This window comes from Levilactobacillus brevis ATCC 14869 = DSM 20054, assembly GCF_001433855.1.
GTDB classification, from domain to species: Bacteria; Bacillota; Bacilli; order Lactobacillales; family Lactobacillaceae; genus Levilactobacillus; species Levilactobacillus brevis.
In genome coordinates, this window is sequence record NZ_AZCP01000003.1 from 29,719 (window position 1) to 45,994 (window position 16,276).

The window sequence follows — 16,276 nt, forward strand, 5'->3', positions numbered from 1 at the left end:
CCCGATCACGCCGCTGAATCAACAGCGGGTCTAAGTCATTATAAGGCTGCCCAGTCGACATGTAGGCATATTTTTCTGGTAAGTTCATCATTTTTCCTCCCCAAACTTGGCCGCGAACGGCTGCATCATGTGGTCTAATAACTCATGATTCAGCGTTTGGTTCCACCAGTCAGTCGGCACCGACTGTTGTGGCCGTTCAAAGGCCATTAAGGATGCCGCCACAGTCGCCACTGTGTCACTGTCACTCCCTAAATTTGCTGCCGCTAAAATACCGGCGGCTAAGTCGTGGTGGTTTAGTGCAATCCACACCGCGGCCTCTAACGTATCCACCACGTAGCCGGTTGAGCGAATGGCCGTAGCTGGTAGTTGCTGAAAGCGCGGCGTAAAGAGTCGTTGGTACGTTGCAGCTTCACTAGCAAATTTTTCATGAGTCGCCACAAAAGTTATTAGGGCTTCCTGCACGTGGGATAATGCCTGACGTAAGCTCATCCCCATCATTAAGTCACGCAATAATTCAATGTAGATGAAGCTGCCCATGATGGCCCGGAGATGGCCGTGTGTCACCACCGTGTAATTATGAATAACCGCAAACCGGTTATCCTGATTATCTTCATTTTTTAAGACCAGGGCTAGCGGTGCAATCCGCATCAAGGCCCCATTGCCATTGGCATTCTCGGCAGTATCCCCACAATGCAACGGTTCAATATGATTAATCGCATATTGCCGCACTGCATGGGCACAGGTCCGCCCAACATCAAAAGTGGTGCCCGTTGGGGTGTAGGCTCCCGTCATCATGTAACGTTCGAACTTATCCATAAGGTCGGCGTAACTGCCCTGCTCATTGATGTTTGCCAAAAGACAAAGCGTCATCGACGAATCATCAGACCAACTACCAGTCGGTTGGTCCCATGAACCATGGCCCGTCATGCCGGTTAGCTGAAAGGTCCCGCGCGCCTTCATTTCCACCGGGACCCCCAGCGCATCGGCTACCACCGCTGCGCGTAACACATTGAGAATTTCTTGAGCAGTCACGTTATCACCCTCCTAATTATCTCTAGCATAACAGACTCCGCATTAAAAAAGGGGGGAAGCTAAAAAAGTGACGAGATAATTTTTTCAAATTATCTCGCCACTTAAGCGCCTACTTATCGAAGATGTTATTGATTGTTACGTTGCAAAACCCAGCTAGTTGATAAATCCATAGCTGCACGAGTGGCGTGCGTGTCATCCAATGAGTTAACCATCACAAAGTCATGAATCATCCCTTGGAATTGAACTTGTGTGACAGCGACACCGGCTTCACGTAGCTTGTTAGCATACGCTTCACCTTCATCACGCAACACGTCTGCTTCGCCATTTAAAATCATAGCTGCTGGCAAGTCTTTCAACTCATCCAGGCTAGCTCGCAAAGGTGAAGCCGTAATTTCTGCCCGTTGCTTTGGATCCGTTGTATACTGATCCCAGAACCACTGCATCCCTTCTTTAGTTAAGTAGTAGTTATCAGCAAATTGGTTGTAAGATGGCGTGTCAAAGTTGGCATCCGTCACTGGGTAGTATAACAATTGTTGATTGATCTTAATGCCTTGGCGTTGCTTGGTCATCAACGTCATAACCGTGGCCATGTTCCCCCCAACAGAGTCACCGGCGACCGTTAACCGATTGACATCAAAGTTCTCATCCTTAGCAATTTCAGGCAATTGTTGCAAAACCGCATAATTTTGCTCAATGGCCGTTGGATACTTGGCTTCGGGAGACAGCGTGTATTCTGGAAATACAACGACTGAATGTGTCCGCACAGCAAGTTCCCGCACGAGCTTGTCATGTGTTTTGGCACTCCCAAATACCCAACCAGCACCATGAATATAAAAGATAACTGGCATCTTGGCATAATCGCCAGCGGGACGAATAATCCGCACATTAATTGCGCCCCACTTACCGGTATCAACCAGTGTATCTTTGATATCAACATTGTACTTCTTGACTGGTGAAGATTGGACCTTTTCCAGTAATGCCCGTCCCTCGGCTGGCTTCAATTCATAAATCCGAGGATGTGGCGCATTGGCTTCACTAAAGTCCTTAGCAGCTGGTTCCAAAACAATTTTTTCTGACATAGCAAACACTCCCGTTTCGCATGTTATAATGCAATTGAATCGTGCACGATTTAATTGATGAACTTATTATAGGACGTGCACGTCATAATTGTCAACAACTTATTTTAAGAAAGGTTCTGGGTATCTTTGACAATCGAAAATTTTCGCGTGCTAGAAGATCATTTTTGCTTCTCTGTTTACAACACGTCACACGCCATTCAACACGTCTATCAGCCAACCCTAGCGCAACACGGATTAACCTATCCACAGTACTTAGTCCTGGTCATTTTGTATAAGCAGCAAGGAGCAACGGTAAAAGAACTGGGTACCCAATTACACCTTGGCACTGGTACCACCACCCCTTTGCTAAAACGAATGGAAAAGATGGGATTAGTGAATCGCCAAAGGAACCCTGCTGATGAACGCAGTGTTAAATTAACCCTGACCCCCGCAGGTGAACAAGAAAGAATCAACCTGAAAGAACTCCCGGATCTATTGATGAAGCAGGCCAATCTCACAGATGATGAATGGGTCCAGCTCACGAATCTCACGAATAAATTAATGCATGCGTTAAACTAGTGTGGCTTTTGTCGCTATCACCGTCACCATTGAACGGCTTGTTTGGAGGTCGGGATATGGTCTAATTTATCTGAATTATGCAAAAATTATCGCCCAACAATTGGCTGGAACCGATTGGGGCGTTTTTTTTGGCCGCTGTATCAAAAAAGCGCTAGTGCCACTGCACTAACGCCCGTTACAATTTCATCCATGGTTCACAGCACCATCATGACCGCTTGCCATAGCAGATAAACCCCGTACAGCATGACTACTCCGCCAGACACGATGTTGACCCACATAAGGAACTTTTGGGGTAACCGCTCCTTCAATAACCCCAACACTAGCGTTATGCCGAAGAACCAGATGGCTGTCGCGGAAATCACCCCGGTGATAAATGGCGTAACTTCACTATCAGTCAGCGTGCCCCGTAGCGCACCAAACATGAGGCTGGTATCGATAATCGCCTGCGGATTCGCCCAGGTCACTACCCACGCATTAACTAATGACTTCTTCATCGGTAACGGTGTGTTGGCACTTTCCAGCTTAAAACTGGCAGCTGAACGTAAAATGCCAAACCCAATCCAAATTACCAATAATCCACCGACAAACATAATAATTAATTTGAATAATTCGTGAGCACTGATAATCGCACCCATCCCGAAGAATGCCGCTAGTGTTAAGGCGGTATCAGCGAACCAAACCATGACCGTCACTGGCCAGGCCCGCTTCAACGGCTGATTGATTGCATTATTAAAAACGAATAGATTCTGCATCCCAATCGATGAAACCAGCGCTAAACTCAGCAACAAACCTCGCAAATACATAGCTGACACATGCTTTTCCTCCCCTAGGCAACCCAGTTTTAGGCTAGACCGTTAAATAAACATATCCTAATAGAATACCAGAGATCGTTATAAAAGAGTAGTGTCCTTCAATATCCACTGGGTTTTACACAAAATAGCGTTGACTATTCGTTCATTTGCCTCCAATCAATGGAGTCAATTCTATAAACGAATTAATAGTCAAGATAAAGTGATCTTTATTGATTTTAATCCTCTTTTCATCTATGATTAGCTCAACTGCACCACTTAAAAGACAATCAACGTCTAATTATTAAAATTAGGCAAGAATGGTGTAAATTAAACCGAAAGAATGCGATCACTGTGAAGAACCGTTCCCGTTTCATCCCATATCACCTGATACTTAGTCACCATAGATGGGAAGTTCTTTTACATGACCGAAATCACCATTCAGCACCTCACATTTGGCTTCGCTGGTACAGCACCACTCTTTGAACACGTTGATTTAAACTTAGATACAACGTGGAAACTTGGTTTAGTCGGTCGTAACGGGCGGGGAAAGACCACGTTGCTTCAACTCCTCTTGCACCACTACCCGTATCAAGGGACAATTATTAATCCGTTAATCTCACAATACTTTCCCGCCGCGGTTACAGACCCCCGCCAAACAACCATTGACCTGCTACAACGCCTAACCGCCACCGAGACGTGGCAGCTAGAACGCGAGTTGCGTCAGCTTAGTTTGAATCCGGCGCAATGGCAACGACCTTTTAACACCTTATCCGGCGGCGAGCAAACCAAAGCCCTGCTTGCTAGTCTCTTTGCTGCCGATAACACCTATCCACTGATTGACGAACCCACCAACCATTTAGATCGGGCCAGTCGCCAAGCCGTCGCCACTTATTTGCAGCAACAGCGACACGGGTTTATCGTGGTCAGTCATGACCGCTATTTTCTCAATCAAATAACCGATCACACCCTAGCCATTGAGCAAAAACAAGTCGTTTTATATCAAGGAAATTTTGCCACTTATGAAGCACAAAAATCACGGCAAGACGCCTTTGAAGAAGAACAAGATGCGCGCTTAAAAAAGGAGGCTGCCCGTCTCAAGTCGGTGGCCACTGACCGAGCGGCGTGGGCTCAAGCTAGTGAAAACGACAAGCATGGCAATCCGCACGTAAAGAACAGCGGTAAACAGGCCAATAAGAATAATAGTAAGCTCGTCGCTAAGATGATGCGCCGGGCAAAATCAGCGGAGCGCCGGCGCGACCGACAACTAGCGGCCACTGAAGGCTTACGCCAAAACATTGAACACATCGCGCCCCTAACACTGACCCCACTGGCGACCCATTATCCGGTTTTACTCCACGTTCAAGACCTGACGTTGCAATATCCCGGCGGCCAACCTTTATTTCACCCGCTATCCTTTGAATTGAAGCCAGGTGAACGACTGGCCTTGTTAGGCCCTAACGGTAGTGGTAAGTCATCACTGCTTGCCTATCTAACCGGTCACTTTTCTGGGACGCATACGGGGAGTGTCGACCATCCCCAACTCAAGGTGAGCACCTTGAAACAACAAACGACTTTGACTGGCACGCTAGCCGACCTTGCAACTGACCAGCAGCTCAATCTAAATGCGCTCTTGAACACCTTAAAAAAGCTGGGACTACCACGTGACGTGTTCCACACCCCTATTGAACAGCTCAGTATGGGCCAACAACGTAAGGTGGCACTGGCACAATCCCTCATCACCCCGGCTCAGCTCTTTATTTGGGATGAACCACTCAACTATCTCGATGTCTTTAACCAAGATCAGCTACTCACACTGATTCAACAGACCCACCCCACGCTACTCGTCATTGAACACGATCAGCACTTCATTGACCAGATAGCCACGAAGCAGGTCACCTTAACCCCATTTTCATAAGCAAAAAGCCGCGCCAAACCCCAATCGGTTTGACGCGGCTTTAATAATTTAGAGAAAATAAAGCAACTGGCATTTTAGTACGTCGTGACAACGGCTGATATAATTTGCCAGTGGTCGGCCACTCGTTGTACGCGTAGGTCCGTATTTAACGGCCATTCAGTCTTTGAGCCACCATGGATCCGAGCTACCACCCGACTTTGACCAACAATTTGCCAACCAGTCACCATTTCATGTACGCTCACATGGTCTTCCACGGAAGAATAATAATGCATAGTTCCGGCTTCAAGTTCTTGAAACCACTCTGCCCGTGGTTGAACGTCTCCTGTCATGTGGGCTAACGTAAACTCCGGTGCTAGAAGTTGAGCCAATACTGACGTGTCATTCGCTGCCATGGCAGCATTATAATCTCGGTATAATTGGATAAGTTCTTCAGTCATTTTAAAACCCTCTCATTAAGTTATGCACTCACTATATCCCCTTGCAGTAACTTCAAGGCAAGTACTAGTCACTGAAAAACCAAAAAAATGCGTTGGTAACTTCGGGGGAAGTCACCACGCATTTTCTGGGGAAAGTCGTTATCGTTAATTTTTATTAAACCCTATTCACCAGCCGGAAAATCCGTTGAGGCAGCTAGGGCGGTTTGGCGCTTAAAATCGGCAACCCGCTTTTCTAGCGTGTCGATGGTGCTTTGCAGCGCTTGTGATCCCAGTACCAGTCGCAATGGCGCGGGATCTTGGTCCACGCTTTCAATAATTCGGCTAGCCATCCGTTGCGGATCACCAGGGGCCAAACCATTAGCGGGATCCAGCATCCGTTGAAATGCATGGGCTGGATTACCTTCATAAGCTGGCATCATTTTCGCTACTTGAGCACTCCCATACCGAAATTCAGTCCGGGCGCCTCCCGGTTCTACAATAGTCACTCCAATATTAAAATCAGCGACTTCTTGGGCAACAGCTTCCATAAAGCCTTCAATACCAAACTTGGCAGCATGATACATCGAATTCCCTGGAAAGGCCACTTGTCCACCATATGACGAAATCTGAATCAAACGACCGTGACCTTGAGCTCGCATGCTTGGTAAGATAGCCCGAACCATTTGAATTGAGCCTGTCAGATCAGTCGCAATAATCCGGTCAACCTCAGCATCGCTTAGCTCTTCTGCAGCACCAAATAACCCATAACCCGCGTTATTAACCAAGACATCAATTTGATAATCCTGTGTTAGTTTCTCCATCAATTGATGAATATTCGCAACATTCGTGACATCTAACGTCTTGCTGATAAATGTTTGAGGGTATTGTTCAACCAAGCCCTGTACCTTTTGGATATTACGGACTGTTCCAATAACCGTCTGACCTTGTGCCAACAGTTGCGATGTCATAGCGCGCCCAAACCCACTACTAACCCCTGTAATTAACCATGTTCTATTTGCCATTTTTAAAATCTCCTTTATTGACGATTAATGCCGAGACTATCCCGTGACCCTAAAGTCTCATTGTGGGCCAAGCGAACGACTAAGTCGGCAATACTCTTACGTGACACGTCATGCCCGCCAAAGGGTTCACCCTTCTTAGTCACCTGATAATTCGTATCATTGCCGTTGTCGAACCAACCGGGCCGAATGACCGTATAGTTAAGGTCAGAGGCTTCCACGACATCGGCGGCATCGCGATACCCTTGTAAAATCGGATTATCTGCCAAATTGCCACCACCAACCCGCGCCGGAATTTCGTTGTAAATGCCCATTGAAGCAATGAACAATAGCCGATTAACCTTAGCCTCATCCATCGCTGCCACTAGGTGTTTAGCCATTCCTGCTAGATTACCACTTAAGGCGGCAAAGACTACATCTTGACCGGCTAGGGCCGCTTTTAACGCTGCTGGATCGGTCACGCTACCCGCAATTGCTCGTTCACGCTCCGCATTTAATTGCCCCAGTCGCCCCGTACTCCGCGCCATTAAGGTTAATTGATCATCCGTGTTATCCAGGAAATATTGCCGAGTCACGCGGCCTACAGAACCCGTTGCACCAATAATTAAGACATTTGCCATGCTGATATTCCTCCACTTCATTTTTGAATAAATTCAGTTTACAACCTTGCAGTAACTTCAGGGCAAGCCTTTCTTCCGTTTATTTACGCTCACCGGGAACAATTAGGAAAATGGCAGCCAATAAGGCCAGCAATAGAAGGCCCGCGCCGGCTAAGATGGCGTGCTGATAACCTACAATCCGACCGCTAAATAACCCCTGCGTGGTGACCAAAATTGATAGACCGACTGAACCACCAATTTGATGCATAACATTGACCACACCAGAAGCAGCCCCGGCATCAGCCCCTTGTGTATGGGCCACTCCGGCCGCCGTGAAGGGACTCAAAGATAATCCTTGACCAATCCCCACAACCAGCATTGGGGCCGCAATGCCCCACCAGTAACCAACGGTCGGGGTAAATCTACTCATCCAAAGCATTCCCAACATAGTGAGGCCAATCCCAGCGACCAGCAAACCACCATTTCCCCATTTGGCCGTCAGTCGAGCAACTTGTAATGCCACGATAAAGTTCACAATGGTCAATGGAAAGAACGCAACGCCCGCCATCAAGGCACTAAAGCCGAGTTGGTTTTGCATCAGTTGCGGTGTAATGAACCAAAAGCCCATCATGGCACCCAGATATAGGAAACGACCCACGTAGGCACCAATCCGTTCACGATCGTTGAACAATCGTAAAGGCATAATGGGCTGTTCCGTTCGTCGTTCTTGGTAAATGAAGCCCGCCAAGAACACGATTGCTAGTAAAAATGCTGGCAATTTAGCCCAATTACCAATGATGCTGTAAACCAACGCACTCATCCCGATTAATGATGTCAACGTCCCAATCCAGTCTAGCTTGCCGGCCTGACCGCGGTCTTTATTCAAGTGGCGAACGGCTAAATAAAACATCCAGATACTGATAGGAACATTAATGAAAAAGCCAACCCGCCAAGTTAACAGACTGGCAAAGATCCCGCCAATAACTAGGCTGACACTAGCACCGATACCGGCCATGGCACCATAGTAGGCAATTGCCTTGGTTCGCTCAGGTCCCTCATAGGTATCCATTAGAATGGCCAGCGTTGTCGGTGCTAAGATCGCCGAACCAATTCCCTGAAAAGCCCGAGCGGCAATGATCATAGGGGCATTTACCGCCGCACCAACTAGCAGTGAGCCTAGTCCAAAAATTACCAACCCGACTTGGAAAACCCGGCGGCGACCAAATAAATCACCGGCCCGACCACCTAGTAATAAGAAACCACCAAATGTCAGTGAATAGGCGCTACTAACCCATGATAAGGTGGCCTGATTTAGATTCAAATCCTGCGCAATTTTAACTGTTCCAGTAAAGATAATCGAGTTATCCAGTAGAATCATAAAGTAACTCATTAAAATAACCAATAAAATCCAATCAAACCGTTTTTTTGTCGTTGCCATTTGTCTTTTACTCCTCGTCTTTAAGTGAATAACGTGAGTTTAGACCTTCAACTACACTTCAAGGCAAGCAGTAATTTTATAAAGTTTAAAATGCAATCCACATAACTCGGTTCTGGTCATCGCAATTTACCTTAACTAATTGTATTGTTTCTAAAGACTTCTCCGAAAAGCTGGAGCCACCAACTAATATTCCGTTTGTTTCACATGAAACAAGTGATAAAACTGAACATTGACCTGACTAAAAAAGCAGGTAGCATCACTATGAGGCTACCTGTTGATGAGTCATATTTGAATTTGATAGTAATTGGAGCCCTAACCGACCAACCGACGCACGCTCCCGTTGAACCGCATCTTCCAGTGCGGATCATTCAAACTAGAGATACCAAACCCCACCAGTATCCGAACTCGGTGAGTCGTGTAGAAATAGCTTGTTGCCTAGATACAAGGCCACATGACAATTCTTACCTTCATCCTTATCGTTGAAGAAGAAAATATCGCCACGCTTCATATGACTGGCCTTAACCTTACGCCCCATTCGAATTAATGAATAGGTGGTACAGCTGGATGTCGGGCCTAAACGCACGCCTGACTTGGCATAAATGTAGTGGATAAATGATGAACAGTCAAACCGCCGGGCACGAATGCTGGCAGCGCTACGGCCACCACCCCAGTCATATTTGGACTTACCAACCAGCTTAGAACCGGTCTTAACCGCCTTTTCGATCTGCTTAATATTGCCGGCTAACACCTTCGTGTTAAAGGACAAATACTTTCCCCGAATCCAATAGGTCTTGTGATTTACCTTCAGCCGATAATAACCCGTACCGGTATTCAACTCGGCCCGCCGATCCACGTGAACCCAGTGACCAACCAGTTGCTTAGTGCTGGTACTCCCGGTGACCTTGGCACCTTTGAGGCCCCAGGGCTTGTTGTATAGGAGTACATGCGCGTGATTCACCTTCATCGAGTAGTTAAGACCCCCCTGATACCGGGTCCAATGGTAAAAGGCATCGCGATTAATCCAGCCACGCGGCGTCTTGAAGAATGTCCCGTGTCCGTTTTTCGCAATTCGCGTCACCGTGAATTTCTGCTCATAGGTTCCTCGCGCAGAACTGCTACGCTTCATCCCGGTCCGATAGAGTCGATGATAAAAATTATATTTTGTATGGTACAACGTCCGAGTCTGATGATAACTCCGGTTGTACACCACATGATCCTTGGCATCACTCGCTTGAGCCGATACTCCCCAACCTAGTAAAGCCATGCCCAATAAACAACCAATCACTATTTTCTTAAAATGCGCCATTTCTAAACCTCCAAATTTAGTCACTCAATCACGATGCTGCTTGGCCGCCAATTGTTCGTCCCGCCTAGCCTGACGCAAGACTGACTTGACCCACTTCTCGCTATAGCCATAAATGCGGGCCAAGTCTTGTTGATTATGCCCGTTGAACTCACGAACCACCCGCTGTGCTGCTAAATCGCGGTCGTATAAGTGTACTGGGACGCTTAGCTGCGTTCCTTTATACTGCTCATAAATTTTCATCATGGCTTCCGGTCCCACCAAATCGCTTAGTCCATGGTAAAAATTATGTAGTGCGCCAATATCCAACTTATCCGTCATTTAACCACCTCCACGAGTTAGTGTAGACGATTGTTTCGCCTTTCATAAGGGCACTACGTCCACCACTATTCCTTGCAGATAGCCTGCTGTTTTATCTTTAAATTAACAAGTCGTTCGTGGTAAGCCTGATTATCAAAAAGACGGATTTTATTAAATATGTCCGGCTAGCGCCATAAATACCAGCTAACAGCTAATTTATAATATATCCATTTTTCAAACTGATATTTTTATTATCAGCATCACCGATTCCCGAGTTTTCATTTACAAAAAATCTTGCAACCTTCGTGAGCTTAATGAATCGTGAGACTCCTAATTTTAATTATCATCAATAGTGGATGATCCCTTTTATAATGCGGAATCATTTGATAAAATCATTAAATATTCTTACATTAATTTATCGCTTTATTGAACGAATTAGACTAGAATAGAGGTAGAAATTCGGCAAAGATCGGGTGTTTGCCAGATGCGGAGGGGTTACTAATGAAACCGACAACTTTCAAAATGCGTAACAAACAGCGATTGATGACTTTAATGATCGCGGGAACCGTTGTGGGGATTGGCTACCAAGCCGATATTGCCCAGGCGGATACCACAGCGGTAGAACCTGAGGATTCGACAGATCAGTCAACGGCCACAGCAACAACGACCGCTAAAACCGCGACACTGAATCATCAATCAACGACCACGGCAGAAGATGAACCGGCAGCTAAGACCGACTCAAGTACGTCTGAGAAAACACCGGCTGTTGAGCCGACAAGCACGCCAACACCGGCTACTAACACAGACCAAGCGCCAACAACCACCGCGTCATCGGCTGCCGCGACGACACCAACTGCTAAAGCGGTCGCAACACCGGCAGCGGTAACCCCACAGGCCCGGGCCATCAGTACACCAACGGCCACAGCCCCGCAATCGACTAACACGCCAGCCGTAACGCCCACAACCACCGCTGCTTCTATCGTAAAGACCGGGACTTTTGGAACGGCACCGTGGACGCTTGATAGTGATGGCAACATGGTCATTTCGGCCGGAACTTTTCGTGATGGCGCACTGGGATCGTATAACCACACCGATGTTAAGCACGTCACCTTTGCTGGAAAAGTTGTCTTAGGTATTGATGCCAGTCGCCTCTTTTCCGGCTGGTCTAGTCTGACGGGAATTGATGGCCTAGCCAATTTGGATACCAGCCAAACCGTGCTCATGGACGATATGTTTTCCCAAACGGGGTTACAGCAGCTAGACTTAAGCACGGCAAATTGGGACACTAGCCACGTGCTGGATATGAGTTACATGTTTGCCAACAACCCCGCCTTAACAACCGTGAACGTGGCTGGATTAGATACTAGTCAGGTCACTAACATGGCTCAGATGTTCTTTAATGATCCGCTACTCGCCACCATTACTGGCACTGGTGACTGGAATACGGGGCAAGTGACGGATATGAATGCCATGTTCGCCAACGATAGTATGGATTGGAATACCTGGCAGACAGCCTATAACGATGCCCTACAAACGGTCGATGTCGCCAATTGGGATACCAGCCACGTCACCGATATGCGTAGCATGTTCACGGGTGATCGGGCGCTGACGCAGCTCGACCTTAGTCACTGGCAAACTGGTCACGTGAAATACTTAGCACAACTATTTGCCGATGATGCGGCCATTGACCACCTCGATGTTAGCCACTGGGACGTTAGTCAGGTTCTCACCACCACATCGATGTTTGAAAATGCAACTGCCTTAACAGCCGTCGACCTCAGTCAATGGCACCCGACTGCCATTAGGGCCATGAACAACATGTTTGCTGGCGATCGTTCCCTAACGAAGCTGGATTTATCAAACATTGATATGAATGCCGTAAGTTCGCTGAACCATCTCTTGCAAGGGACTGTCAGTTTGCAGGAACTGAAACTGGGAACCAATTCCCACCTCTTTGACGGTGAGGATCAGGTAAACCTATTAGATGCTTCGATTAGCGCCACCTTCACCGGTAAGTGGCAAGCTGTGGGTAGTGGCAAGACTTATACCGCGGCGGATTTAAATACGGGTTATGACGGCGCAACGATGGCGAATACTTATGTATGGGAAAAGGTTGCCACAACGGCACCGGATAACAACAATGGCAACACCACAACGCCGGATAATACCGGGACAACCCCGGATACGGGTACCCCGACGGAAACACCCGAATCTGGTGACAGTAGTGATACCATTACGATTCCCGATACTGGCACACCGGTTAAGAAGCCAGCTACTGGCGGTTCCGCTGCACAGATTGACAGTCGCCCCGCTAACAAGACGTCTAAAGCACAAAAGGTTGCGACGCATCCCCAAACGTTGGTTAAATCGGTGACTGGCGCAACCACTAATCATCAAGTAACGACTAACAAGACGGTTCGCTTAACGACACGGACTAATAGAAACAAATCAGGTAAGACAACCGCAACGGTCTTACCCCAAACCGCCGAAGCCTCGACCAGTTGGTTAACCGTGCTAGGCGTTTTAGGATTAAGCTTGGTTAGTTTACATTGGTTTAAGAAACAGGATTAGCACTAGCGACGGTTTCATCATTAACTCTAAAAACCAGAAGGTATTGTTCAGTGAATTTGAACAATGCCTTCTGGTTTTATTGTTAGCCCCACGCATCAGCCGAATATTCTGCCAACTAAAAAGGGCGGCCCATTCATGCATGAATGAACCGCCCGCCTAAACTCATAATGTTTATTGTTTATAACCCTACTTAGACGATACGTTGCTAGAACTCGATGACATGTAATCAGACAGGACATGTTTTAGCTGACTGTCTTTGATTGAAACATCGCCTTTTTTCAAAACCTTGGCAATGACCTCGTGGGTCACCTCGCTATTATTCACTTCTTGGTTAACGATTTGCGCCGTTAATGCAGCCTTGTGGTCTTTAATTGTACCCTTACCAGGATTATTTAACATTAAGATAACATGATACCCGTACTGGGTCTTAACCGGTGCTGTGGTATAATCATCTGTTTTTAACTTGAAGGCCGCTTGCTTAAAAGCCGAATCAAGTGTGGTATCCGTGCTGTCAAACTGTGCCAGCTTGCCACCCTTATTTTTAGTGATGCTATCTGTAGAATAGCGCTTGGCAAGTTGCGTAAATTCTTTCTCTCGGTTAGCGGGCTTAGTGTCACTTAACCGTGCAATGATTTTTTGCGCCGTGGCTTTATTAGCAACTAAAATATGGGCAACCGTAACTTTCGGTTCATAATGTTTGAATTGCTTTTTAAGTTGGGCATCCGTAATTTTAATATTCGCCTTAACGGCCTCTTTGAACAGTAATCTAAAACGAATATCCGATTTATAACTTGATTGAGTAATCCCCCCCTGAGATAAAACACTGTTAAAGGACGAGCCATACTGGGCCTTCGTCTGATTAAAGAGCTTATTAACCGCGGCCTGACTAACTTTGTCACCATACTGTTTTTCCAAAACTTTGCTCAAGATCATCTGCTGTAAAACTTGCTGTCCAGAAGGTGTCTCTTTCAGGCTACTATAGTAGGCCGGCTCCGTAATGTTTCCCCCATTAGTTGTGGCAACAACCTTTTGGCTACCACAACCGGCAAGCGTTGCCGACAGCAACAAACCAGTGAGCGCGATAGACCATTTTTTCATAATATCCAACACATCCATTCCTCAAAATTGGTGTAAACACCATGTATAATAGCGTATCACAAATAATCGCACTGATAATATACAATAATCAGACTTTATAAAAAGTTCAACTGATTGCTATTTATCCTAGATGGGGTTAGCTAATTAATCTGCTAATATCAATGCTGGAAATAAAAGGAGGAATTATTAAGTAGACCCAATGCTAAGCCCGTCATAGCTGGCAGCGTTTTACAATTCATCAGCCGTCACCTATACTACAGAAAGGGGAAAATAGTTTTCTAATTTTGTTTCAGGGAGGATCTTCATAATGAAAAAGATTTTTGCACTTACCGTGGTCGGTCTAGCAATTGGCCTTAACGGCGGCTTAATTAACTCGGCGCAGGCGGCGCAACCTAAGACCAGCTTTAAACATATCGTCTATAATGATAATCACAGCTATTATCATTACACGGCTGTGGCCTACCATGCTAAGCGAGCCACCAAGAATGCCTACATTTGGAATAACACGCATACCAAGAAACTTTATAATTTAAAATCGTTCCCAACCTATACGTGGTTTCTAACAGCTACCGGTACCTATAAGGGAAATCATAACTGGATTCAGGTCACGAATACGCCAGGAACTAAGACTGGCTGGATTTACCGGCCACAACTGGTCAAGGGATTTAATCCCAAAGGCTATCAAATTACGCATCGTAGATTTCTGCAACCTACTTATGCTGGCGATTATTACCACGTCACTAGTGCCACTAAGAATGCCTATCTTTGGGATTGGACACATACGAAAAAGCGCTTGAATCTCAAAAACTACACGAACCAAAACTTGTACCGCAGTAATTCTGTTCAAATTTCTCACAACGGTAAAACCAGTTGGTACTACTATGTTGGTGTCCCCAAAAATGGTCAAACCATTTACGGTTACGTCCCCAGTTCAGCCGTAACTGCTGGCAAAACAACTAACCATTCCGGACGCAATCTCCTATTTCCAGACGATTTCGTCAGCACCAAAGACTACGTCCACTATCTAAATGACAGTAAGTACCAGAAGTTGGCGCGATCCATGGTTAAGTTATTTCCCAATACTCCCGTTGACCTCGGGCTCTCCCGTATTGCGGCTTATAACTACGCCACCAACGACACCTGGGATGAAGACGCTCCCGAGGCTATTTCAACCAAAGGCTATACCAAGATCGTCCCGTTTACGTCAGTTGCCACCTATTTAATGAACCACAAGACTCAGACTAATACCCAAAAACTGGCTGCCATCAAAAAGTTGTTGGCTAAACAAGGCTATCCACAAAGTAAACGCACGAAACTTTCAGATTACAAATTGGGAATTTACGTGATTAATAACGTAATGGGGGGCCGAACCAACGAAGACGGTAGCGTTCATAAAGGAAATTGGTATGGGCTGATTATTGGTCAAAAAGATTAGATTCACCTGTTTGAAGGACGCCTGCGATTGTGTTGGCGTCTTTTTTTATTACGCAATAAGGATTGCATCCGCCAACGCCTAAGATTAAAATACAATTAGAAATCAATCTTACTGAGGAAGTGTTTTAGATGACTCTAACCCACCACTACCTTCGCGCAAGCAATGCTGCGGCCGCGGCTCAGCTCATCACGACGACGCTCCTGACAACTAATCGAAAGGATTATACCGCCGACTACCTGGCCGCCACAATCGCTAAGCTCCAACCCCAAGATCTCGTCGATAAGGCCACCTGGACCCACTTTTATGTGTTCTATGAAGGAACCGAGCTCGTGGGAACGGGGGCGATTGGTTCTTATTGGGGAAAAGCTGATGAGGCCAGTCTGTTCGATATTTTCGTCTCACCCGAGTATCAGGGCAAGGGAATTGGCCGCGCCATCGTGACGACCTTGGAACAAGATGCCTTTTTTAAAACTGCCAAACGGGTTGAAATTCCGGCATCAATTACCGCCTTGGGCTTCTATGAAAAGCTGGGCTACCGGCCTAAAAATCACCAAACACGCCCCGATAATGAACAACTCTTCCGTTTAGAAAAATTCACTGGTGTATCACCAAAATAATAAACGCGGCTGGCTTTCCCTTATTTTCTAGCCTTTCAGCTTTTATCTCGTTAATTGCAAACCTATACGTCATTTACTTCGTGACGGTAATCGGTTTCATTGGTA

Annotated in this window: 15 protein-coding genes; 5 read left to right on the forward strand and 10 right to left on the reverse strand. The window is 46.4% G+C overall.

All coding sequences use genetic code 11. From position 1 onward, the window contains the following. Positions 1-87: 87 nt before the first annotated feature. Positions 88-1,032, reverse strand: coding sequence for an ADP-ribosylglycohydrolase family protein (locus FC61_RS05980; RefSeq protein WP_021742002.1), 945 nt, complete (start codon positions 1,030-1,032; stop codon positions 88-90). Between the two features lie 125 nt (positions 1,033-1,157). Continuing rightward, positions 1,158-2,111 (reverse strand): alpha/beta hydrolase, encoded by a 954-nt coding sequence (locus FC61_RS05985; RefSeq protein WP_021742003.1) that lies wholly within the window; start codon positions 2,109-2,111, stop codon positions 1,158-1,160. Between the two features lie 126 nt (positions 2,112-2,237). Here FC61_RS05985 and FC61_RS05990 point away from each other — a divergent pair, with 126 nt between their 5' ends. Continuing rightward, entirely contained in the window at positions 2,238-2,669 is a 432-nt protein-coding gene (locus FC61_RS05990; protein WP_024525999.1) for a MarR family winged helix-turn-helix transcriptional regulator, read from the forward strand. 194 nt (positions 2,670-2,863) lie between these two features. Here the strand turns inward: FC61_RS05990 and FC61_RS05995 are convergent, their stop codons facing one another. Next, positions 2,864-3,472, reverse strand: coding sequence for a LysE/ArgO family amino acid transporter (locus FC61_RS05995; protein WP_021742006.1), 609 nt, complete (start codon positions 3,470-3,472; stop codon positions 2,864-2,866). A 409-nt stretch (positions 3,473-3,881) separates the two neighbouring features. On the opposite strand from FC61_RS05995, the gene abc-f reads away from it, so the two are divergent. Beyond that, on the forward strand, positions 3,882-5,375 hold the full coding sequence (gene abc-f / locus FC61_RS06000; protein WP_021742008.1) for a ribosomal protection-like ABC-F family protein: 1,494 nt from the start codon (positions 3,882-3,884) through the stop codon (positions 5,373-5,375). A 74-nt stretch (positions 5,376-5,449) separates the two neighbouring features. Here the strand turns inward: abc-f and FC61_RS06005 are convergent, their stop codons facing one another. The 6 genes from FC61_RS06005 to FC61_RS06030 all read right to left on the reverse strand — a co-directional run bounded on the left by FC61_RS06005 (position 5,450) and on the right by FC61_RS06030 (position 10,471). After that, the gene (locus tag FC61_RS06005) at positions 5,450-5,812 is read right to left on the reverse strand and encodes a nuclear transport factor 2 family protein (RefSeq protein WP_021742009.1); all 363 of its coding nucleotides are present in this window, start codon (positions 5,810-5,812) and stop codon (positions 5,450-5,452) included. A 161-nt stretch (positions 5,813-5,973) separates the two neighbouring features. Beyond that, on the reverse strand, positions 5,974-6,813 hold the full coding sequence (locus FC61_RS06010; protein ID WP_021742010.1) for an SDR family oxidoreductase: 840 nt from the start codon (positions 6,811-6,813) through the stop codon (positions 5,974-5,976). Positions 6,814-6,827: 14 nt separating this feature from the next. Next, complete coding sequence (locus FC61_RS06015) at positions 6,828-7,451, reverse strand: NAD(P)H-binding protein (protein WP_021742011.1); 624 nt, start codon at positions 7,449-7,451, stop codon at positions 6,828-6,830. A gap of 58 nt (positions 7,452-7,509) precedes the next feature. Further along, positions 7,510-8,847 carry an MFS transporter gene (locus FC61_RS06020; protein WP_021742012.1) on the reverse strand — a complete coding sequence of 446 codons (1,338 nt, stop codon included), beginning with the start codon at positions 8,845-8,847 and terminating at the stop codon, positions 7,510-7,512. 373 nt (positions 8,848-9,220) lie between these two features. Continuing rightward, positions 9,221-10,153: an NlpC/P60 family protein gene (locus FC61_RS06025; protein ID WP_052471863.1), complete on the reverse strand. Its 933-nt coding sequence runs from the start codon at positions 10,151-10,153 to the stop codon at positions 9,221-9,223. A gap of 24 nt (positions 10,154-10,177) precedes the next feature. Further along, positions 10,178-10,471 carry a Mor transcription activator family protein gene (locus FC61_RS06030; RefSeq protein WP_021742014.1) on the reverse strand — a complete coding sequence of 98 codons (294 nt, stop codon included), beginning with the start codon at positions 10,469-10,471 and terminating at the stop codon, positions 10,178-10,180. Between the two features lie 480 nt (positions 10,472-10,951). Here FC61_RS06030 and FC61_RS06035 point away from each other — a divergent pair, with 480 nt between their 5' ends. Next, entirely contained in the window at positions 10,952-13,021 is a 2,070-nt protein-coding gene (locus tag FC61_RS06035; protein ID WP_042516691.1) for a BspA family leucine-rich repeat surface protein, read from the forward strand. Between the two features lie 186 nt (positions 13,022-13,207). Here the strand turns inward: FC61_RS06035 and FC61_RS06040 are convergent, their stop codons facing one another. Further along, positions 13,208-14,119, reverse strand: coding sequence for a peptidylprolyl isomerase PrsA (locus tag FC61_RS06040; protein WP_035464319.1), 912 nt, complete (start codon positions 14,117-14,119; stop codon positions 13,208-13,210). A gap of 307 nt (positions 14,120-14,426) precedes the next feature. On the opposite strand from FC61_RS06040, the gene FC61_RS06045 reads away from it, so the two are divergent. Then, positions 14,427-15,554 (forward strand): hypothetical protein, encoded by a 1,128-nt coding sequence (locus FC61_RS06045; protein WP_021741316.1) that lies wholly within the window; start codon positions 14,427-14,429, stop codon positions 15,552-15,554. Between the two features lie 128 nt (positions 15,555-15,682). Next, positions 15,683-16,171, forward strand: coding sequence for a GNAT family N-acetyltransferase (locus tag FC61_RS06050; RefSeq protein WP_021741317.1), 489 nt, complete (start codon positions 15,683-15,685; stop codon positions 16,169-16,171). Positions 16,172-16,276: the final 105 nt, after the last annotated feature.